Source organism: Polyangiaceae bacterium (assembly GCA_015075635.1).
GTDB lineage: Bacteria > Myxococcota_A > Polyangia > Polyangiales > Polyangiaceae > JADJKB01.
In genome coordinates this window covers 2456680-2476984 of record JABTUA010000002.1, presented here as the reverse complement: position 1 = coordinate 2476984, position 20305 = coordinate 2456680, and the positions used below count along the sequence as shown (strand labels likewise).

20 protein-coding genes and 1 pseudogene are annotated in these 20305 nt (G+C 67.9%); 12 read left to right on the top strand and 9 right to left on the bottom strand.

Annotated elements, in window-relative coordinates:
- Positions 1-7: 7 nt before the first annotated feature.
- The gene (locus HS104_27250) at positions 8-316 is read left to right on the top strand and encodes a type II toxin-antitoxin system RelE/ParE family toxin (GenBank protein ID MBE7483663.1); all 309 of its coding nucleotides are present in this window, start codon (positions 8-10) and stop codon (positions 314-316) included.
- Positions 317-542: 226 nt separating this feature from the next.
- Here the strand turns inward: HS104_27250 and HS104_27245 are convergent, their stop codons facing one another.
- Together HS104_27245 and HS104_27240 are read right to left on the bottom strand one after the other, a co-directional pair.
- The gene (locus HS104_27245; protein ID MBE7483662.1) at positions 543-1664 is read right to left on the bottom strand and encodes an alpha/beta hydrolase; all 1122 of its coding nucleotides are present in this window, start codon (positions 1662-1664) and stop codon (positions 543-545) included.
- A gap of 141 nt (positions 1665-1805) precedes the next feature.
- A complete protein-coding gene (locus HS104_27240) occupies positions 1806-2735 on the bottom strand; it encodes a LysR family transcriptional regulator (GenBank protein ID MBE7483661.1) in 930 nt (309 codons plus the stop codon).
- 187 nt (positions 2736-2922) lie between these two features.
- Between HS104_27240 and HS104_27235 the strand changes: the two genes are divergently transcribed.
- From HS104_27235 to HS104_27225, 3 genes are read left to right on the top strand one after another with little or no spacing between them, the layout of a single operon-like run.
- Positions 2923-3324 carry a cupin domain-containing protein gene (locus HS104_27235; GenBank protein MBE7483660.1) on the top strand — a complete coding sequence of 134 codons (402 nt, stop codon included), beginning with the start codon at positions 2923-2925 and terminating at the stop codon, positions 3322-3324.
- A 1-nt stretch (position 3325) separates the two neighbouring features.
- On the top strand, positions 3326-4360 hold the full coding sequence (locus HS104_27230) for a zinc-dependent alcohol dehydrogenase family protein (protein MBE7483659.1): 1035 nt from the start codon (positions 3326-3328) through the stop codon (positions 4358-4360).
- Positions 4361-4369: 9 nt separating this feature from the next.
- Positions 4370-4756 (top strand): DUF2255 family protein, encoded by a 387-nt coding sequence (locus HS104_27225; GenBank protein ID MBE7483658.1) that lies wholly within the window; start codon positions 4370-4372, stop codon positions 4754-4756.
- Positions 4757-4822: 66 nt separating this feature from the next.
- On the opposite strand, the gene HS104_27220 is transcribed toward HS104_27225, so the two are convergent.
- A complete protein-coding gene (locus HS104_27220; protein MBE7483657.1) occupies positions 4823-4999 on the bottom strand; it encodes a hypothetical protein in 177 nt (58 codons plus the stop codon).
- A 289-nt stretch (positions 5000-5288) separates the two neighbouring features.
- Between HS104_27220 and HS104_27215 the strand changes: the two genes are divergently transcribed.
- Positions 5289-6278: a hypothetical protein gene (locus tag HS104_27215; protein MBE7483656.1), complete on the top strand. Its 990-nt coding sequence runs from the start codon at positions 5289-5291 to the stop codon at positions 6276-6278.
- A 56-nt stretch (positions 6279-6334) separates the two neighbouring features.
- On the opposite strand, the gene HS104_27210 is transcribed toward HS104_27215, so the two are convergent.
- Positions 6335-6586 carry a DUF433 domain-containing protein gene (locus tag HS104_27210; protein MBE7483655.1) on the bottom strand — a complete coding sequence of 84 codons (252 nt, stop codon included), beginning with the start codon at positions 6584-6586 and terminating at the stop codon, positions 6335-6337.
- Positions 6587-7024: 438 nt separating this feature from the next.
- Between HS104_27210 and HS104_27205 the strand changes: the two genes are divergently transcribed.
- Positions 7025-7426 (top strand): PIN domain-containing protein, encoded by a 402-nt coding sequence (locus tag HS104_27205; protein ID MBE7483654.1) that lies wholly within the window; start codon positions 7025-7027, stop codon positions 7424-7426.
- 195 nt (positions 7427-7621) lie between these two features.
- Here the strand turns inward: HS104_27205 and HS104_27200 are convergent, their stop codons facing one another.
- Complete coding sequence (locus HS104_27200) at positions 7622-9394, bottom strand: DEAD/DEAH box helicase family protein (GenBank protein ID MBE7483653.1); 1773 nt, start codon at positions 9392-9394, stop codon at positions 7622-7624.
- Positions 9395-9412: 18 nt separating this feature from the next.
- On the opposite strand from HS104_27200, the gene HS104_27195 reads away from it, so the two are divergent.
- The 3 genes and pseudogenes from HS104_27195 (at position 9413) to HS104_27185 (ending at position 11707) form a co-directional block, all read left to right on the top strand.
- Positions 9413-10102, top strand: coding sequence for a hypothetical protein (locus HS104_27195; GenBank protein ID MBE7483652.1), 690 nt, complete (start codon positions 9413-9415; stop codon positions 10100-10102).
- Positions 10103-10241: 139 nt separating this feature from the next.
- Positions 10242-11378, top strand: coding sequence for a hypothetical protein (locus tag HS104_27190; protein ID MBE7483651.1), 1137 nt, complete (start codon positions 10242-10244; stop codon positions 11376-11378).
- A gap of 236 nt (positions 11379-11614) precedes the next feature.
- Positions 11615-11707: pseudogene (locus HS104_27185) on the top strand (RNA-binding protein).
- A 1328-nt stretch (positions 11708-13035) separates the two neighbouring features.
- Here the strand turns inward: HS104_27185 and HS104_27180 are convergent.
- Positions 13036-14064 (bottom strand): PEGA domain-containing protein, encoded by a 1029-nt coding sequence (locus HS104_27180; protein MBE7483650.1) that lies wholly within the window; start codon positions 14062-14064, stop codon positions 13036-13038.
- A 42-nt stretch (positions 14065-14106) separates the two neighbouring features.
- Here HS104_27180 and HS104_27175 point away from each other — a divergent pair, with 42 nt between their 5' ends.
- A complete protein-coding gene (locus HS104_27175; protein ID MBE7483649.1) occupies positions 14107-14421 on the top strand; it encodes a hypothetical protein in 315 nt (104 codons plus the stop codon).
- Positions 14422-14881: 460 nt separating this feature from the next.
- On the opposite strand, the gene HS104_27170 is transcribed toward HS104_27175, so the two are convergent.
- Together HS104_27170 and HS104_27165 are read right to left on the bottom strand one after the other, a co-directional pair.
- Positions 14882-16996, bottom strand: coding sequence for a serine/threonine protein kinase (locus tag HS104_27170; GenBank protein MBE7483648.1), 2115 nt, complete (start codon positions 16994-16996; stop codon positions 14882-14884).
- 46 nt (positions 16997-17042) lie between these two features.
- Positions 17043-18398: a serine/threonine protein kinase gene (locus HS104_27165; GenBank protein ID MBE7483647.1), complete on the bottom strand. Its 1356-nt coding sequence runs from the start codon at positions 18396-18398 to the stop codon at positions 17043-17045.
- Positions 18399-18529: 131 nt separating this feature from the next.
- Here HS104_27165 and HS104_27160 point away from each other — a divergent pair, with 131 nt between their 5' ends.
- Both HS104_27160 and HS104_27155 read left to right on the top strand, forming a co-directional pair.
- Positions 18530-18985, top strand: a complete 456-nt coding sequence (locus HS104_27160; protein ID MBE7483646.1) for a hypothetical protein — start codon at positions 18530-18532, stop codon at positions 18983-18985.
- A 70-nt stretch (positions 18986-19055) separates the two neighbouring features.
- Complete coding sequence (locus tag HS104_27155) at positions 19056-19331, top strand: hypothetical protein (GenBank protein ID MBE7483645.1); 276 nt, start codon at positions 19056-19058, stop codon at positions 19329-19331.
- Between the two features lie 259 nt (positions 19332-19590).
- On the opposite strand, the gene HS104_27150 is transcribed toward HS104_27155, so the two are convergent.
- Complete coding sequence (locus tag HS104_27150) at positions 19591-20298, bottom strand: hypothetical protein (protein ID MBE7483644.1); 708 nt, start codon at positions 20296-20298, stop codon at positions 19591-19593.
- Positions 20299-20305 lie beyond the last annotated feature (7 nt).

The window sequence follows — 20305 nt, the reverse complement described above, 5'->3', positions numbered from 1 at the left end:
GTGGGTCGTGAAGTATCGGTTTACGGCGCAGGCGAGAGCGGACCTGCGGGACATCGCGGCGTACACGCTGGAACGGTGGGGACCCGAGCAGTGCGACCGCTACCTCATAGGGCTCGAGTCTGCCTGCCAGGCGCTCGCGGAGCGACCCGAGCTTCGCCGGGGATTCCCGAGCCACCCGCCGTACTACCGTCTGCTTCGGGGAAAGCATGCTCTGTTCTTCCGCGTCGAGCTCGACGGAACGGTGGTCGTCGTCCGCATCCTGCATGCCGCGATGCTGCCGGAGCTGCACCTTCTGGACGTAGACGAGGACGGGTGACCGGCGCAGCGTCCGAAGAAACGAAACCCCCGGCTTGCGACCGGGGGTCATCGTGCCGTGGTACGGCGAGGGTTGCGCGGGCTCGCAACTCGACTTTCCGACCCAAGAATTTCAAGGGGTTGCGGAGGCGTGGGTGCCGTTCGAGGAGTCGATCGCGATTGGGTGGTAGGTCACGCGCCGCCATCGGCAAGCCCGGCTTCCAGCCACGGGGACGTGTCGACGCCATTCACTTCAGGTTCTTGTCGAAGAACCCTGTGATCTTGTCGAACGGAATCACGTCCTTGCGGTCGTAGAGGTCGGTGTGGTTGGCGCCCGGGATGATCATGAGCTCCTTCGGCTCCGCCGCAGCCGCGTAGGCGGTCTCGCTGAAGTAGCGCGAGTGGGCCTTTTCGCCGTGGATGATCAGGATGGGGCGCGGCGAAATTTCCGCGATGTAGGTCAGGATCGGCATGTTCATGAACGACAGCGGCGTGGTGAGCGCCCACGAGGCGTTCGAGTTCACCGCCCGCGGATGGAAGCCGCGCGGCGTCCTGTAGTAGTCGTGGTAGTCGACGAGGAATTGCGCTTCGCCGCCTTTCAGCTCGTTGGACACCGGGCCATGCGCCGGACTTCCGCTCTCCGCGTCCAGCCAGCGCTGCCGGCCCAGTTGCTCCAGCGTTTGCGTGCGCTGTCCCGGGGTCACGCTGTCGTTGTATCCCTTCGACATGACCCGGCTCATGTCGTACATCGTGCTGGCGACCACGGCCTTGATGCGCTTGTCCACAGCGGCGGCGTTCAAGGCCAAGCCGCCAAAACCGCAGATGCCGATGATGCCGACGCGCTCGCGGTCGACGGACGCGTGCAAGCCGAGAAAGTCCACGGCCGCACTGAAGTCTTCGGTGTTGATGTCCGGCGAGGCGATGTTGCGCGGCTCCCCGCTGCTCTCCCCGGTGTAGGACGGGTCGAACGCCAGCGTGCCGAATCCGCGTTCGGCCATCGTCTGCGCGTAGAGGCCCGACGACTGTTCCTTCACTGCGCCGAACGGACCGCCGACGGCCAGCGCCGCCAGGCGTTTGCCGGTACGGTTCTTCGGTAGGTACAGGTCGGCCGCCAGGGTGATGCCGTAGCGGTTCTTGAAGGTGACCTTCTCGTGATCCACCTTGTCGCTCTTGGGGAAGGTCTTGTCCCATTCCTGTGTCAGCTGCATGGCGGGCGCCCCGTTTGTCGTGGAAGTTGCAGGTTTCAGGGTCGACTGCTCGGCTCGACAGCCGAGGAGCGCCACCGAACCAACCAGCGCGCCGAGAAAGCACCGTCGTCGCAGGGCGGCAGAAGGTTGCCTTCGGCTGTTCGTCGTCGCTGCGTTCGTCATGGCGTCATCTCCTGGACCTTGATCCACGTCGGCTTCTTGCAGCCACAACATGCGCGCGGCGCCATCGACGGAGAAGAGGCCGGTTGCTGGACGAGCTGTTAAGTGGAAATTGACAATCGTTTCCAGCCGGCGGGCGCTCGGTCAACGTGGGCGCGCCTTGCTCTTGGTGGTCGAGAGCGCGGATGGTTCTCGAAGCGTCTCGATGAACGACCGCAGCGGCGCAGAGCTCTGCGCGCGACTCGGGTAGTAGAGGAAGAGCCCGGGCACCGTCGGCGCATACGGCTCGAGCACACGGCGGAGGCGGCCGGCGCGAAGCGCGTCGCTCACGAGCGGCTCGAACACGTACGCGAGGCCGAGGCCCAACTCGGCGAGCGCCATGCAGAACAGGCCATCGTTTACGACGACGCCTCCGCGCACCGGCACGCGCCAGCTCCGCCGTCCGCGCTCGAGCTCCCACGCGTACAGCGAGCCCGTGGTCTCCGAGCGAAACGTCAGGCATTCGTGCTGGAGTAGATCCTCCGGGCGCTCCGGAACTCCGCGGGCGTCGAGATAGCTCGGCGCGCCGACGACGACGAAGCGAAAGGCGTCGGTCAGTCGAACGCCGATCATGTCGCGTTGCACGTACTCCTCGAGCCGAACCCCCGCGTCGAAACCTCCGCCGACGATATCCACCATGCGATCGTCGAACACGAGCTCGACCTCGATGCGCGGGTGCCGCTCTCGAAACTTCGGCAACGCGGGCGCGATGACGAAGGGATACGCCGCACGAGGCACCGAGAGGCGCAGGCGGCCGACGGTCTCGCCCGGCGCTGCGCCGACCTCGCGCAGCGCGGAGACCACTTGCCCGATCGCCGGTCCCGCGCTCTCGACGAGCCGCCGGCCCGCGTCGGTGAGCGCCACGCTCCGCGTCGTTCGCGTGAGGAGCACGACGCGAAGCTGCTCCTCGAGTTGGCTCACCGCCTGACTCACCGCGGAGCGCGAGACGCCGAGGTCGCGCGCGGCGCCGCTGAAACTGCGAAGACGCGCGACGGAGAGGAATGCCTGGAGCTGCGAGAAGGGAGCGGCGTTCATGCGGCGCGGGGACCTCGATGGGGATTGTTCACCGTAGCTTAACAGGCCGTCGCGACCGGGCCGTCTAGTTCAACGACGGCCGGGGGCGCATGTTCTTCCTCGCGGCGGTCGCGCGGCGCGCCTCTTGCGGCGCTTGCACGAGGGCAAGGCCGCACTGCGGTCGAGGCATTTCGCGACGAGGTGGACCATGGAGATCAAACGGAGCGGCTCACAGCCGTCGGAGAAGGGGCCGGCCGAGCATTTCACGGGAACCGTGCGGATCGACCCACTTTTCCAGTCGAGCCCGCCCGCGCGCGCCGCCGGCGCCTGCGTGACGTTCGAGCCTTGCGCCCGAAGCGACTGGCATACGCACCCCCTCGGTCAGACGCTCATCGTCACGGCCGGATGCGGTCTGCACCAGCGGTGGGGCGGTCCTGTCGAGGAGATCCGCCCCGGCGATGTCGTCACCGTCGGGCCCGACGAGAAGCACTGGCACGGCGCCGCGCCGACGACGGCGATGACGCACATCGCGATTCAGGAGGCGCTCGACGGAAAGGTCGTCGAGTGGCTCGAGAAGGTCACTGACGAGCAATACCAAGGGAAGGTGTGAGATGCGCGCAGCCATCATGTACGGCGCCGGCGACGTCCGCGTCGAGAACGTCCCCGATCCGTCGATCGTCGAGCCCACCGATGCGATCCTGCGTGTCGTCCGGGCGTGCGTCTGCGGCAGCGACCTCTGGCCGTACAACGACATGCCGAAGACCGAGAAGGGCCAGAGCATGGGCCACGAGGCGATCGGCGTCGTCGAAGCCGTGGGCAGCGGCGTTCGCAACGTGAAGCAGGGGCAGGTCGTCGTGATGCCGTTCGCGATCTCCGACGGCACCTGCGACTTCTGCAAGGAGGGGCTCCCGACCGCGTGCGTGCACGTCGGCTTCGTCGGCAACGGCGGCATGAACGGGGCGCAGGCCGAGGCGCTTCGCATCCCGTTCGCCGATGGAACTCTCTACCCGATCGACGTCACGGAGAGCGATGCGCGCATGCCGTCGCTGCTCACGCTCTCGGACGTCATGGGCACTGGCCACCACGCCGCGGTGGTCGCGCGCGTGGCGCCCGGAAAGAGCGCGGCCGTAGTCGGCGACGGCGCCGTCGGTCTCTGCGGCGTGATCGCGGCGAAGCGACTCGGCGCCGAACGGATCATCATCATGGGCCGACATCCGGACCGCATTGCGCTCGCGCGCGCGTTCGGCGCGACCGACGTCGTCGGCGAGCGCGGAGCGGATGCCATCGAGCACGTGAGGCAGCTCACGAAGGGCCAAGGCGCGCACGCTGTGCTCGAATGCGTCGGCACGCGCGACGCGGCGCAGACCGCGGTCCAGCTCGCGCGCGCGGGTGGCGCGGTTGGCCGCGTCGGCGTCCCGCATTACGACGCGATCCCGGGCGCAGACGTGACGTTCTACAAGAACGTGATCGTCGGCGGCGGACCTGCGCCCGTTCGCACGTACATCAAGGAGCTCCTTCCCGACGTCCTCGCGGGTCGCATCGAGCCCGGTCGTGTCTTCGATCGCACCGTAGGCCTCGACGGCGTGCCCGATGGGTACCGCGCGATGCAGAACCGCGAGTCCATCAAGGTGCTCGTCACTCCCTGAAGGTGAGCCATGCGCTGGAAAGACACCGAGCTCACGAAGATCGCCGCGACCGATGATCTGCACATCGCGCCGCTCCGAGACGACGGCGTGACGTACGGCACGCCGACGTGGATCTGGTCGGTCGTCGTCGACGGGGAGCTCTACGTGCGCGCCTACAACGGCACGAGCTCGCGCTGGTACCGGGCCGCGCTTCGACAGAAGTCTGGCCGCATCACCGCCGCAGGGATGACGAGAGAGGTCGCGTTCGATCCGGTTCACGGAGCGAGCAACGACCGGATCGATCACGCCTATCGCGCCAAGTACGGCGCGAGCCCCTACCTCGCGTCGATGATTTCGACGGGCGCGCGTGCCGCGACGGTGAAGATCCTGCCGCGGGAAGCCGGGGCGACGCGATGAGCACCGCCTCGGGTTTGGCGGAGAGGGTGAGGGCGTGACGGGAAGTCGTCCTTGATTGAGGTCGGGTCAACCGTCGACGTCTGCGCGTTGTGAGATCCCGAGCTCTCCTCGGATCTCTGCGACGAAGTCTTCGACTGTCATCTCCTCCCCGAGACCTGCATCGAGCTCGGCGATCCCTTCGTCGATCGCTGCGCGAATCAGCACCACTTCGCGATCGGTTCTGATCCTCTCCTCGTCGCTCATCGCCGCCTCGCGGTCGAAATTCAAAGCAGGTTGCAGAAACGAGAAAGCCCTGTGATTACAGGGCTTTCCAGGGTTGCGCGGGCAGGATTTGAACCTGCGACCTTCGGGTTATGAGGAGGCGGAGAGAATCTTGCCGGGATTGATGTGCTTTGCAGACGCGAGGTTAGCGCGCATCGCATCACTGTCAACCTTGCTGACCTTGTGACGCGTCGTCTCCGGTTGGCCCAAGATTGGCCTAAGGCGAGTCGAGTTTGCCGTGTCAGTTCGGTCCACGTCATGCTGGTAGTGCATGGCCAAGGCGAAAGCGAAAGCGAAAGCGATTCTGACACGGGAAGACGTCCACGCTGCGCTCCTGCACTTCGCGGAGCTGGCCGTAGCCTTCGAGGGTGGCGGCATCGAGGTCGTCGACCCCAGAGCCCCGCTTGACGTACCGGCCACGGACAAGGCGGCGCTGGCCTGTCTCAAGACGGTAGTCTCGCGCCTCGAGCGGCATCGGGAGCGGCAACAGGAGGGCCAACGCAAGAGGGTAGCGGTCGCGCTCCACGACGAGCTGGAGGCGGTGTACGAAAAGCTCACCGAGTCCCCGGACCTCGACTTGGACGCCGAGCTCTCGGCGGTGATCTCGAAGCAGGGATTCCAGCCGTTTCAGGTCGACGTCAACGACCTCGTGCCCGACAAGGACGAGTTGAAGGGCGGCCCGGCGGTGGGCGCTGCCAGGAACCTCTCCGAGTTCGTGGGCAGGGCGGAGAAGTCGTTCTTCAACTACAGGAAGAAGCGCTCGTCGCTCGAGGTCTGCCGGACCGCCTGGCGCCGCTGGGTGCCGCCGCGGCTGGCTCGGGCGTACGTTGCGGACGTCATGGGCGCCGCGATCGCCGCCCGGGACGCCGCGCCCCCGCCGCCGCTCTCGGACGTGAAGGACATGGCGCCGGCTTTCCTGGCCATGTTGGAGCGGCGCACGGAGACCCTGTTCCGCGACCATCTACGCGCGATGTTCGAGATGATCTTCCTCGGCGACCTCGAGGAGGTACGCGCGGGGGCGCCTCAGATGGCGGACCAGCTCGCGGCGAAGAGGGAGGAGGGTCTCAGGCTGCTCCGCCAGCACTTCGACGGCGATGAAGAGCGTGTTCAGGCGGAGTACAGGCGCGCGGCCTTGGAGGACATCGATCGACAGATGGACGGGCTGGGCTTGCAGGCGCCGAAGGCGCCCGGCGCCCCGCCGAAGAAGCGGGTCAAGCGGCCGCTGAGGAGGCGGAAGCACAGCAGGCGGTTCCGCATCTGAGGCCGCTATGTATTTCGAACGGCGGCGGGTCAGCAGCTCTCGCCATGGCGTCAGCTTCACGCGCTGCGTAGCCAGCTCGGCACGGGCGGTGGGGAAGGGAGATCCTCCGCTGCCGAAGAAGCCGCAAAAGCAATCACAGCGCGAACGTCCTCGGGCGTGAGCGCGGGGAAGTCACGCAAGATGGTCTCGGTCGTTTCGCCGTGGGCCAGGTAGCCGAGGATCGCGCGCAGCAATACTCGCGTGCCGTTGATCGTCGGTTGGCCGTGGCAGATTGCCGGGTCGCGGACGATTCGCTCCGCGAAGGTCATGCCCAAATGGTCGTCCGAACTCCTCGGTCCTGCAAGTACCAGGTCGAGTGCCTCAACCCGACGGGGCGCGCGGGTTCGCCCAGCAGCAGGTGCGACAGCGCCTTGGGGGGCCAGCTTCGCGCCAGTGGTCCTCGCCGACCAGCTCCGATGCGGCTATGCTTGGAGCGTGTCAGCCAACGCCCGCTCTCTTGACGAAGCCGTAGAGGCTCTGAAGCGCGATCCGACACGCCCAGTTCGAGCCCGCGTGGACGATCTGACCGTGGAGCTTCGGGCGGTGGAGGCGGGGGTTCAGCCAGAACCCAGCTCACGCCCGGAGGGTGAATCGGCGGCGGACGTGTTCCGAGAAATCGGAGCATGGGAGGGCGAGTCCTTGGAAGAACTGCTCGCCTTCTTCGTCGAAGCGCGTCGCCACGGCGGTAGCCGGAGCGTGCCAGAGCTGTGATCTACGTCCTCGACACCAACATCGCGGCCGCCGCGCTGAATCTGCATCCGGCCGTAACATCACGACTCGCGCAGCTCGTGCCGAGCGACGTCGGGTTTTCGCTGATCGTGGTCGGTGAGCTCCTCTACGGCGCCCGGAAGTCGCAGAGGGTCGCAGAGAACCTCGCGAGGGTAGAAGCGCTGCGAGCGCGGTTCCCGGTTCTGCCGATAAGTGACGCCGTGATGGAGCGTTACGCGGTTGTTCGGGCAGGTTTGGGCAAACTTGGCCGCCCCAAGGGGGACTTCGACCTGCTAATCGCCGCGACCGCCGTCGAACACTCCGCGGTACTGGTCACCAATGATGCCGGTCTCAAGGACGGCACTATCGACGGCCTCACTGTCGAGGACTGGCTCGCGTAGTCTTGGTGCGTTCCGCCAGAAAACCGTAAGCTCGACACCTACGCGACGGCGCGTGAGTGGAACATGAGCGGGACGGGTCCTTCAAAGCCTGCCTCTGACGCACGAGACGCGATCGCCAGCGCGATTGTAGAGGAGGAAACGCGCATTCGGCGGCTCGAGGCCGAGCACGCCGGCGCGAAGGAACGCCTTGCGAGGCTACGTGACGACCTGGCCAGTCTCGCAGAGCCGGACGTCGTCCGGGCGGTGCCAAGCCCGTCGATGGCCACCGCGCCGCGATCGCCTGCCGAGAAGGTCACGTTGTTTCGGCAGCTCTTTCGGGGCCGCAGCGATCTCTATCCAACCCGGTTCGTCAGCAAGAAGACGGGCAAGGCGGGCTACGCGCCCGCGTGCTCGAACAAATGGGAGCCCGGGCTGTGCGCACTGAAGACCGGTGGCAAGTGCAGCGACTGCGCGAACCAAGCGTTCCGCCCGGTCGATGACGCCGCCGTGCTCGGGCACCTGCGCGGCCAGCACGTGATGGGCGTCTATCCGATGCTCCCGGACGAGACCTGCTGGTTCCTCGCGGTCGATTTCGACAAGAGCACCTGGCAGGAGGACGTCCGCGCGTTCGTGGCGACCGCTCGCGGGATCGGGCTGCCGGCGCTCATTGAGCGATCGCGATCCGGAAACGGCGCACACGTCTGGTTCTTTTTCTCGGAGCCGGTTTCGGCGGCGACGGCGAGGAAAGTGGGCTGCCACTTGATCACAGAAACGATGGTGTCGCGTCACGAGCTCAGCATGGAGTCGTACGACCGGCTCTTTCCGAGCCAGGACACCATGCCCCGCGGCGGATTCGGAAATCTCGTCGCTCTGCCGCTCCAACACGGGCCTCGCCAGCAAGGGAACTCCGTGTTTCTCGACGAAAACCTGAAAGCGTATCCCGACGACCAGCAGTGGTCCGTCCTTGCGGCCGTCCAGCGGGTCGATGCCGCCGCCATCGACCGGGTCGCAATTGACGCGACACGCAGCGGGACGATCGTTGGTGTTCGCAGCGCCGAGTCGGCAGACGCCGAAGAGGAGGTCACGGCGCCCTGGATGCGCCCGCCTTCCGGGAGTCCGCGCGTGCGCCGCATCCCGGGGCCGATGCCGGCGCGTGTCTCCGCGGTGCTCTCCCAGCGGCTGTTCATCGCAAAGCACGGTGTGCCCTCGCCACTCTTGAACCAGGTCAAGCGTCTCGCCGCCTTTCAGAATCCAGAATTCTACAAGAAGCAAAGCATGCGCCTCTCGACGGCGCTGACACCGAGGGTGATCTCGTGCGCCGAGGATCTGTCCAAGCACGTCGCACTTCCGCGCGGCTGCAGAAGTGACCTCGAAGAGCTGCTTCGCGTCCACGGCGTTCCGCGCCTCGTCGTGCGCGAGTGTGGCGTACAGATACTGGATCCCAACCTTCTCGTCGTGACCCGGAGCCCGGAAGCCCGTATCGCGCACGATCAGTCGATGCTCGAACGGCCGCGCCGCCGCCTGGGCCTTCGCGTCGACTTTGAAGCGCACGGGGCCGATCTGCATCTCGGTAATCGGGTGATAGCCGTCGCGGCGCTGCGGCGTCGCTGTGAGCCCCACGACATACCGTGCCTTCACCTCGCGGAGGACGCGCTCGAACTGCACCGCGGGGAGGTGATGGCACTCGTCGACGATAACCTGCCCGTAGCCCGCGACGAGGTCCGCGACAGAGTCTTTCCGCACGAGGCTCTGGATCATTGCGACGTCCAGCCAGCCGGTTGGAGTGCGCTTCGCTCCTGCGATCACCCCGATCGCCTTCCGCTCGACCCCTAGGAACAACGCGAGCTGTGCTAGCCATTGCTCGAGCAGCGGTCGACGGTGAACGAGGATCAAGGTGCTGCATGCACGCTTCGCGACGAGGTACGTCCCGATCACTGTCTTTCCGATGCCCGGCGGAGCGACGAAGACGCCAGCGTCGTGCGCGAGCAAGGCGCGTGCCGCTAATTCTTGAACGCCAGTGAGCGTTCCCTGGAAGCTGAGCTCGACCGCCGACCCGGCTACGCGTTCGTCGGCTACATCGATCGCGACGCCATGATCTTGAACGACGTCGTCCGCGCGCTCGAACAGGGGCGATCGCCGATCCTGCTCACTGAACGCAAGGATCACCTCGAGTACTTCGCGCAACGACTCGAGCGCGTCGCGCGAAACCTCATCGTGCTTCAAGGAGGCATGGGCGCGAAGGCAAACCGCGAGGTGCGGGCGCAGCTCGATGCCGTCCCATCGGACCGGGAGCGGCTTCTGCTCGCGACCGGGCGCTACATCGGGGAGGGGTTCGATGACGCTCGGCTCGACACGCTGTTTCTCGCGCTTCCGGTGTCGTGGAAGGGCACCCTCATACAGTACACGGGGCGGCTGCACCGACTGCATCCAGGCAAGCGCGATGTGCAGATCTTCGATTATGTCGACCGCGACGTCCCGATGCTGCTGCGCATGTTCGAGAAGCGCTTGCGCGGGTACCGCGCCATTGGCTACGCGCGCGGCGAGGCACCGCTGGGGTACGCGGAATCCAAGGAAGACATGATCATCGAGTACGATGACGACGTGCTCCGCGCGCTCGACCACGAGTCCGCGACCGATCGAGGCGACGACTTGGAGGACGCCGTAGACGAAAGTGAAACTGCGCTTCTGGGGCGATAGATGTCGATTCTGCGTCGGGTCACGGCGCAAGGATGGGGCGGAGTTGTTCCATGCGTCCACAGCCGGCCGCGACCCGGTCTCCCGAGTCTGACCTTGAATGTCCGAGCCCGTTCGTCGGCGCGTGTATCGTCGTTCTCGCATGTCCCGCCGTTCCCAGAAGACCGACGGTCGAATCTACGGTCCGGAACCGTGGGCGGTCGTTCGCGGGGTCGAGCTTTGCCATTGGGACCTCTGGTTCTTGGTGGTCATCTGCGACCTCTCCGGCGGAAAGCGCGAGCTGGTCGCACTCCTGGAGGGCCACCGCCGATGTCACGACGCGGAGGCGAAGCTCAGCCACCTGCTCGATCTCGAAACGCGCCTGACTGCGGGCGGCGTGTCGCATGACGAGGTGCTCGACGGCGTCACCGTCGACCGTGCGCTGCTGCGCAAGGCGCGCAATAAGGTCATCGAGCAGAGCGCGTGGCGGCCGACGAAGGCCATGATCGACACTCCGCGCAAGCTGCTCCGCGATCGCGCGATGCGCGGTCATTGGGCCAAGTTCCCGGTGGATCCGGCGACGTGCGAGCGCGCCTTCGACCGGTTCTGCCGGCCCGAAGGGGACTACGGTTGGCGCTTCACACCGCTGGTTGCGCACACCGTCGAGCGCACGTGGAGTGAAGAGCGGCTGCGTGCCGAATCGGCAGCCGGCCGGGTGGCCGCCGACCGCGCCACGATGACCCGGATCATCGACCTGATGGAACACGTCGACGATTCCATGGCCGACATGAGCACCGTGTTCGAGGACGTGCTCGCGCATTACGTGGCGGAGGTGTGGGATGCCGGACTGGATCCCGAGGTCGCGCTCCGTGACGGCATCGAGCTCGGAGTGTGGGAAGACTATGGGCTGACGGACGACATGCGGCCCTTCCTCCGCAGCATCAAGGCGGCGCACGTCGAACCCGCGATTCAGCTCTTCTCCGAGACCACCGCCGAGCTGTTCATCAATGGTCTCGAGCGCCCCTTCGCAACCGCGCACGCGATGTGGGCAACGTTGCTCGTGGCCAACTCGCGCTTCGCCGAGTTCGAAGGCCTCGCACTGCGCTTCGGGCCGGACGCCTGGCGGCCAGTGATCGAGCTAGCCGAGACCGCCGTTCGTGCCGGCCGTCGGGACGTGGCGCTCGCGGTGTTCGCGGCCGTGAACCGCCCAGGACCCCGCCGTGAGCAATTCCAGGAGAAGTGTCGCGAGCTGACAGGCGAGAATGCGCCGCCGTACGTCCCGCGTGCACGCCCTGTTTGAACGCGGAAGTCCGGTTCGCGTCAGGGCTGTGGCCGCGGGGGGGGACACACCGACACGCTCTCGCGAGCTCGCTTCGTCATTTCACTTCGAGGGTGTTCTGGGCGACGCCGTCGATGCCATCGTTGGTGCCGGGCTTGCCACCGGCACCCTTGGTGCCCTTGTTGCCAAGGGTTACCTTCGCGCTGCCATCGAGGGTGGGGGCGGCGGTGCCTTTCCAGACAACGGCGACGCTGATGCCGCCGGCGCCCCCGCCGCCGGCACCGCCGGCGCCGCCGGGGGCGCCCGCACCACCCATGCAGCCGAGGGAGCCGGGAAACCCTCCTCCGCCCACGTCTGTTTGTCCCGCCTGTCCCGCAGCACCGCTTCCGCCGTTGCCGGCATCCGCGGTCGAGAGCTCGCTGCCCGCGTCGACGGCGATGGTGGAGTCCACCGCGATCAACGCGATGCTCGCTCCGCCGCCACCACCACCGGGACCGCCTGCTCCGCCGCAACCGCCGCAGCCTCCACCTCCACCGCCGCCCGACGCGGAACTGGTGCCCCCGCCCCCTCCCTGCCCGGGTCCGCCTGCCGTTCCGGCGGCACCCTTCTCAGCAGTCCAGCCAGAAGTGTTGAGTGCGCCCAGCGTCGAGGCTCCAGCTGCCGCTGCCGCCGCGGGGGCGGGGGCGCCGTCCTTGCCCGTACCGGTGCTTCCGCAGCTACCCGGTGTACCGCCTTGCCCCGCACCGAGCGCGGGAAAACCGTCATTTCCTTTTGTCGCAGGCGGTGCGCTTCCACCCGCTCCACCGATGCTCTGGGCGCCGCCCGGGCAGCTGCACGCCTTGACCGCGCCACCCGCCAACACGCTTGCGTTGTTCCCGTCCAGAGTGCCCTGCGCCGGATACGTGTACGCCGTCACCACCCCGTTCGCGCCCGCCACGCCCTTCCCGGCGGCGAGCTTCACGCGATGAAGCTTCACGTCCGTGGAAGCATTCACCATCGCAGCCACGCTGCTCTCGCCGGCCGCGGTGCCGTCCGCGGAAGCAAACTCGAGGTCCTCGAGCAACACCGGCGCGGTCACGCCATCGATGGCTAGCGCGTTCCCCTTCGCCGTGGGCTTCACCACCGCCCGCTTCCCGGTCTCATAGGACCAGTCGGTGCAAGAGAACCCACCGTAGGCCTTCACGCCGGCCGTGACCTTCACCTGCTCGTCGTAGGTGGTGTCGCAGATCAGGATCATCTTGCCGCTCGCCGCCGCGAGCGCTTCCCCGATCGTCTTGAACGGGCTCGCCTTCGTACCCGTCCCGGTTGCGGAAGCAGTGCCGTTGACGAAGACGGCGTACTTGTCATCCACCAAGCAAGCTTCTGCACTCGGCGCCTTGGTGGTGTCGCACTGGCCGGCGTCGGTCCCCGCGGTGCCACCGCCCCCCGATGCTCCGCCGCCACCGCCGGTCCCGCCTGTCCCCGAGGTCCCGCCCGTCCCCGAGGTCCCGCCCGCTCCACCGGTTCCCGCCGTTCCGCCCGTGCCCGCGGCTCCGCCCGTGCTTGCCGCGCACGTGCTGGTGCCTTCGCACGAGTCGTCCGTCCCGCAACCGAGCGCGAAGGCGCTGCCGATGCCTGCGAGAATCGAAAGGGTTGCTAGCGAAGTGAAGCGCATCGTGTCCTCCCTGCGTGACTCGAATCAGAACTGGCCGTGGACGGAGAGCCCGCCCCTTTCGGCCAGCCACGGTGAAACTCGAATGGCGCGCGCGTTTTCGGGGCTCGGCTTCGTCGTGGGCCATGCGAACCAGATTGCGGCTGTCGCCGCGCCGAAGACGCCTGCGCCGATGAATCCAACGGTGGCGATCGTCGCGTTTCGATTCGCCCTGTCGCGCGTGTCCTTCAGGCTCGAGCACTCCGCGGCGTTGGCTCCGCCGGAGCAGCCGTTCGTGCCCAGCTTGCTGCTCAGATCGTCGGCGTCGCTCGACGCGGCTCGCGAGTCGAGGCCAAAGCCGATGCCCACACCCAGCGACACAACCGTGAGCGCCGTACCAGTGACGAGCAACGCCGTCTTCGTTCCCGAACGCTCCCCGCTCGTCGTATCCGAACCGGCCGGTGGGGAGCCGCCGGGCTCGCTCGCCGAAGACGGCGCAGCCGCAGCCGGGGCGGCTCCCGTTTGCTTCACCAGCTCGAGTCGGATCGTGTCCGCGACCCCTGCCTCCGCTCGGACCTCGCGCTTGCCGGGTTCGTGCCCGTCCAGCTTGGCCTCCACGACGTGATTCCCTGGGTCGAGGAAGACCTCGCTCGCCAGGGGCGAACGCCCGGCCGGCGCCGAGTCGATGGTCACTTCGGCGTCCGCGACGCTCACCTCGATCGTCAGCGCGAACACCTTCGAGCGCGCGGTCCTCGCGCCATCTTCGATGCGCTTCTTCGCGTCCGCCGTCGGTTCCAAGTTCGGGAAGTTCCGGAGCGCGAAGTCCAGGTGCTCCGCGGCGTCCCGGTACTTCGCCAACTTGAGCTCGCTCTGGCCGAGCAGCGCCGCGGTGTCGAAGCTCTTCTTCAGTGCCCACGACTTCAAGAGGAGGTCGCGCGCACGCTGCCAGTCCTTCTTCTGTACCGCTTCACGACCTTCCTTGAAGAGCTCTTCCGGTGTGGCCTGGGCGTGCGCGAGGGAGGAGGCCGACAGCGCGAACGCGACGGCGAGCAAACAAAGAAGCAGGCGGAACGGCATGACGATTGCGATCAAAGAAAGGGTCGATCCGGATCCGGCGGCGTGGGCGGCTTCGCGCTCGGCGTGGGGGCTGCAGGCGGGCTGGACGCGGGAGCTGGCGCCTTCGTCGGCCGGTTCGGCGCAGAAGGAGCCGACGACCCCTCCGGAGCCGCGGAGCCCGTCGCAGTGGCGGCGGTCGGCACCGGGCTCGTGACCGCGGCCGGCGCGGGAGCGGGAGCGGGCGCAGGCGCGGGCATCGGCGACGACGCGACGGGCGAAGGCGTGGTGCTTGCCGCGGGTGTTCGGAGCAGGCGCCACCCTGCGAACAGCGCGATCGCTGCGATCGCGAGCAGCGCGACGGGAAGCCAACGTGCCTGAGGAGCGGCTGGCCGCCCGCCCTCGACGCGGGGTCCTTGGTCGCTCGCGGTCGGCACTTCGGCCTCCGGCGTCCGCGCAAACTGTCGGAACCAGCCCGACGGAGGCCGGCGCCAGAGCTGCGGCGGGACCGTGAACTCCTCTTGCCGCAGTCTGCGCTCGGGCTCCGCCGTGCTCGGCGGCGCTAACGGATCCCCCACGCCACGCAGGGTGTCGCGGCGCTCCGACGGGGCGAGCTCGACGGGCACGTCGGGAGGCAGCCGGGGCTCTTTCGAGTCCGCGCTCATGAAGCCTCCGCCTCCGGAAGAACGCACCACCACCCGCACGGGCCGCGATCCGTACCGTCCTTGGAGCATTCGGCCAAGTCCCGGGCGGCCGCTGAACCCGACGCCGGCGTGCAGCATCGGGCTTCAATATCGGCAGCTCGCCGGCCAGGTTGCGGGGTTTCTTCGTTTGCCATCGCTCAGAGCCCAGATCCCGGGAGTTTGTGGGCCCCAGCCCCGCTGCGAGGCGTCGGCCTCGGGGTCACCGCTGCGGACGGCGGGCCGGACGCCGCGGGGGCCTTCCGCGACTCCGTCGGGACGTCCGCCGAGGGCGGCGGAGGAGGTGAGGGGACGGCAGCGCTCGCCGGCGTCGGCGGGCGCTCGTCCGTCGTTGGATCAGCCGGAGGTGCCGATTGCTTTGCCGGCGGAGCGGCGGCGGACGGTCTCGTTGATGTAGCGGAGCCAGATGTCCGCGCTCGGAGCGCAGCCCCCGTGACCAGCACCAGGCTGGCGCACACGAACGCAATGGCGAGGACCCAGCCCATGCGCACCGTGGGAGGCGCAGGGGCGGCCGCCGGTGGGGTGGGTGGCGACGGTCGGGGCGTGGCGATTCCAGAAGGCGTGGGCGTTTGGGCTGCGCTCGGCGAGCGCGCGACGGGCATCGCCGAGCGCGCCTCGCGTGGCTCAGGTGGCGGCGGCGGCTCCGAGTCTTGCAGGGATGCCGCGCTGAGCACGAACGCAGCCAGCTCGGACCGCGCGAGCTCCGAGTCCTCGGCTGCGCCGAGCAGGAGGGCGAGCAGCGCTCCGCGCGGGGCTGGGTGCATCGCCACCGGAGTCCTCCCGAACGCCACGAGGATCGAGAGGGCGAAGCTCTGGACGTCTGCATCCGCGGCACCGAGCTTGAAGAGCGCGGACTCCGCGGCGTCCGAGCGCGTGCCCGGCTCGAGCAGCAGCGCTGCACCGAGCGCGATGTCGGTCCGCGGCGACGGTGAGCGGTTTGCGTTCCCGGCGCGTGTCCGCTGAGCGAGCAAGGCTTGAAGACGGCCGATGAGGCGCTCGCGCGACTCCTCGCGCTCCGTGCCGATGCGAGCGACGGCGGCGCGCAGCGGCGCGCGCGAGCGGTCGTCGCACTCGGCAGACGCCAGCGAGAGATCGCGACAGATCATCGAGTCACCGGCTGCGGCTGCGATGGCCCGGAGCCCCTGCTCCACGTCCGTTGCCTGCGGAGACGAGCTGGCGAACCTGACGGCTCCACGCATGAGCGCGGCATCGATGGCAGTCGCGCTCCGCCCTCCTGCCTTCGGGTGCTCCGGAGCACTGAACGGTACGGCTGTTTCCTCCGTCGTCGTCGCGAACGACTCGCGCTCACGCGGCGAAGCGACGGCCTTGGGGGCGGTCGGCCGCTGGAACCTGGGCGCGCTGGAGCACGTCGCGAGCGCGGCTTGGAGCTCCGCCGCGAGCTCTCGCATCGACTGCTGGCGATGCCGGGGGTCCTTCGAGAGAGCGCGCAGCACCATGCGATCGACCACGGCGGGGAGCCCTGGCACGTGCTCCGCGAGCGGCGCGGGTGGCGCGTAGATCTGGCGCATGCCGAGCTCGATCGCCTCGGGCAGGTCGAGCGGCCCCGGGCCGTCGCTCCAGCAATGCCGTCCGGCGATCATCTCGTACAGGATGTGGCCGAGCGCGTAGACGTCCGCGCGACCGTCGGTGCGCTCGGCCTTCAATCGCTCCGGCGGCATGTAGGCCTGGGTGCCGATCAGGCGAAACCGGTCAGTGGTCTTGAGCGCCCCGGAGCGACCGAGCTTGTTCGTGATCTTGCTCGTCCCAAAGTCCAGGACCTTGACGCTGGCGTCCCGAAGCACGAACACGTTCTCCGGCTTGAGATCGCGGTGGATCACGCCTTGTTCATGCGCGGATGCCACGCCTTCCGCGACCTGTATTCCGACGCGGAGCGCGCGCTCGACGTCGAGGGCCCCTTCCTTGTTGAGGAGCTCTCTCAGCGAGGAGCCCTGCAAGAGCTCCATGGTGAACCAGACGACGCCATCCGTTACGCCGCCGTCGGTGATCTGAACGATGTTCGGATGACGCATCTCGGCGAGCGTTCTCGCCTCGGCTTGCATGCGTTCGGGATGGTCGCCGGCGCGATTGTGGAGCGCCTTGAGCGCCACCTTGAGGCCCGTGAAGCTGTGCTCTGCTTCGTAGACGACACCGACGCCTCCGGCGTTGAGGCGGCGCAGGATGCGGTAGCGCCCATCGACGGTCTGTCCCGCCTGGAACGGGTCGTCGCCCCCCTCGATCTCCCTCCGGGTCCCCATGGCTGGCTCGGGTTTCTGAGGATACTCCTGGAGCCGGCGCGGACAATCACGGCAAGAGAGTCGGGACGAATCGCGCGGTGACCGTGGCGCAGGCCATGCTCGCCAAGAGCACCGCTGCGAGCGCTGCGATGGAGCGGGTGTCGACCAGCCACAGGCCGAGCGCGGACACGACCACCGCCACCAACGCCGCGCTGGAGTACGCGAGCACGGGGCTCCCGCCCTTGTTCGCGTTGGGCACAGTCGACGCACCTGCCGCTGCCGGGGGCGCCGGTGCTCCCCGTGCCGTGCGCGTGGGGAGCTCGGCGCTTGCCTGCGGCGCCGCGCCCGCGACCTCGATGACCTCGGTCCGTGTGGACGCGCGAGGCCCTCCGCGCGTGGGTGCCGTCGTGGACTCGCCACGGAGCCGCTGCTCGAGCTCAGCGTCGGGCGCGGTGTGGTCGGAGTCCAGCGGTGCGACCGCCTGCTTCGCGGGGTCGCTCGGCGTAGTCTCGAGCCAGCCCATGCGCGCGGTGCGTCGGCTCGAGATCGCCTCGAGCGCCGCGGAGAACTCCGCTGCGCTTTGAAAGCGGTCTGCGGGGTTCTTGCGGATCGCCCGCAGGATCGCCGCGTCGAGCTCGTGGGGCAACGGCTGACGGGCCACGTCGGAGGGTGCGGGCGGATCGTCTCCGAGGTGCGCGATGAAGAAATCCTCCTGACGCTTGATCTGATCGAACGGACCGCGACCGCAGACCAAGGTGTAGAGCACGAGGCCGGTCGCGTAGATGTCGGCGCGATGGTCGATTCCCTTGGCGAGCACCTGCTCCGGGCTGACGTAGCGTGGCGTGCCCACGATGGCGCCGTCCGCCGTCGGCAACGTGAGCGGCGCGGGTGCGCGACTGCCGCGTCCAGCCAACACCTTCGCCACGCCGAAGTCGAGTAGCTTCACGACCCGTTCGCCGGACGACGTCGCGTGCAGGAAGACGTTGTCCAGCTTGATGTCCCGGTGGACCAGCCCGAGCTCGTGTGCAGCGCTCAGTCCCGCGAGGATCTGACGGACGACGCCGATCGCTTCGTCCACGGGGTAGGCGCCGCGGCTCCGGTAGTCTTCGCCGAGAGTGCAGCCGTCCAACTGCTCCATGACGTAGAAGGGACGGCCGTCGGCGGTGCGGGCGAAGTCCGTCACGTTGACGATGTTGCGGTGCGACAGCGCGGCCAGGGCCTGGGCCTCGACGCGCATTCGATCCGCGACGGCCGGATCCTTGGCGAGCTCCAACCGGAGGACCTTCGCGACCGACAGTCGGCCGACGATCTCGTGCTCGACCTCGTACACTTCGCCCATCCCGCCGGCGCCAAGCTGGCGCAGCGCGCGGTATTGGGTTCCCCGAAAGGGGTCCGCCGCCGTCGGGTCGCCGGGTTCCGCCATCCTTCGCACAGACTACCTGACCAAGGTCACGGTGTTTACCGGCATCCATCGGTGCGCCGCGCTGGTGAGTTGCCGAAATTGTCGGAAGGGCGCGCAACTCGTTTCTCCGACCGCCCGATGGTTCGGGTGCCATGACCACCCACCCGATCAAGCGCCGGCCGAGGCGCTTCGCCTTGTACTGGTGCACCACTCCTGATGGCGACGAGGACTGGTTCGTCGTCGCGCCGACCGCGCGTGCCGCCCGGGCGTTTCACGACCTGGCAGAGGGGTACGAGGCGGGCAGCGCGACGGCCGAGCGCGTCGTCGCGCTGCCGCCGCAGTTGCACGAAGGAGACACGTGGATGGACCCCGAGACCGGCGAGCGATCGCACCGCGCGGGTTGGCCCAGCGACGCCGTGCTCAGAGCCTGCGGCGGGGAATTGGCAGAGCTCGAGACCGACGGCATGCGCTCCGCCTTCGGGGTCGTGTGCAAGCTCGTGCGCATCGGCGCCCGCGTCTTCCGCCCAGGCGACAGCGTCTGGAACCGCGAGCGATTGATGGGACTCTCGCTCCGTCCGCGGTTGGGGGTGTTTCGGGGCGGGGAGTGAGAGGTGCCACGGTGCCTGAGCGCTTCAGCTCCCTGTAGCATCTCGCGGCGCGTGCGATACTCACAGGGTAATGAAGACCGCCGCTACTATCGACGTCACGGTTCCCGAGAACCGGGAGCTCAACGTCGTTCTGCCACCGGAGGTGCCGGCGGGGAAGGCCAAGCTCTTGGTCATGGTCGAAGATCCAGCCGACAGCCTGGATGGCCAGGACTTCGATGAAGTGGAGCTCGTCGAAAAGGACGGAGTTCTGATCGCGCGCTCCAAGACCCCCCGCGATTGGCCGTTGGAAGCGTTCGACCATCGTCGACTTCGAGAAGAGCGCATTCGCAAGCTCGCGGGACTCTAGTGCTCGTCGCGTTCGATACCTCGCTGCTCGTTGCGTCCCTCCGCGAAGCTCACCCTCATCACTTTCGCGCAGCCCCGTGGCTGGCAGCTGCGAAGCGTGGCGACTTTCGGGCCATCGCGCCGGGGCCGGTGCTTTCAGAAACGTTCTCATCGGTGGCGGCATGAACAAGGTCCTGACCGCACGCGTTGGGAAGCGCGCGCACGCCGCGTTGACGATGCGGGCGCGGGCGGCGGCTGCGACTGCGTGAGCCGCCCACCCGCTAGCCCGCAGTCGGCACTTGCGCCCCCGCGCTTTCCTTCCACCGTTGTAGGTGCGCGCTAAACCGCCGCGAAAACGGGTCGTCGAACCGGGCGACGTAGCTGGCGAAGCGATCGAAGTCGATGCAGCGATCTCCGCCGGTCGCCGTCGGCTGAACGTAGATGACCTCGATCGGGCTATCGATTGGTGCGACAACGATCTGGGCGAGCTTTGCTGAGAGCCCCGAGCGCGGCGCGGGGTACAGGTACCTTTCCAGGTCCGGCGGCAGCTCGAGGTACCCGAGGCGAGCGAGCGCGGCGCTGAGGTGGTGGTACTTCTGGTGCGCCGACGTCGCCTTGATGATCGAGTGGATGCCCTCGACGATGGGTCGAAAGCCCAATCGCTTGGCGGCTTCGAGGTACTCGTCCTGCGAGTCGCGGCGAGAGGCGTCGTCGGTCTTCAACTCGACGAAGAAGACCTGGCTGCGGTCCTTCGCAAAGAGTGCGTAGTCGACCTTGACGGACTGCTCGGTGGGTCGGTCGGACCAGATCAGGTCGCGCTTGATCGGCAACTCTGGAACGAGCTCGTCCTCGAGCGCGACGCCGGTGAGCTCCTCCACCAGGCCGCGCAAGTAGACCGAGAAGAAGACATCCACGCGGCGCTCTAGCTGGTACGCGGGAAGGTGCCGCCAAGCGTCCAGGTGACCGAAGATCACGTCCAGAGGTTCCATGCGGGAC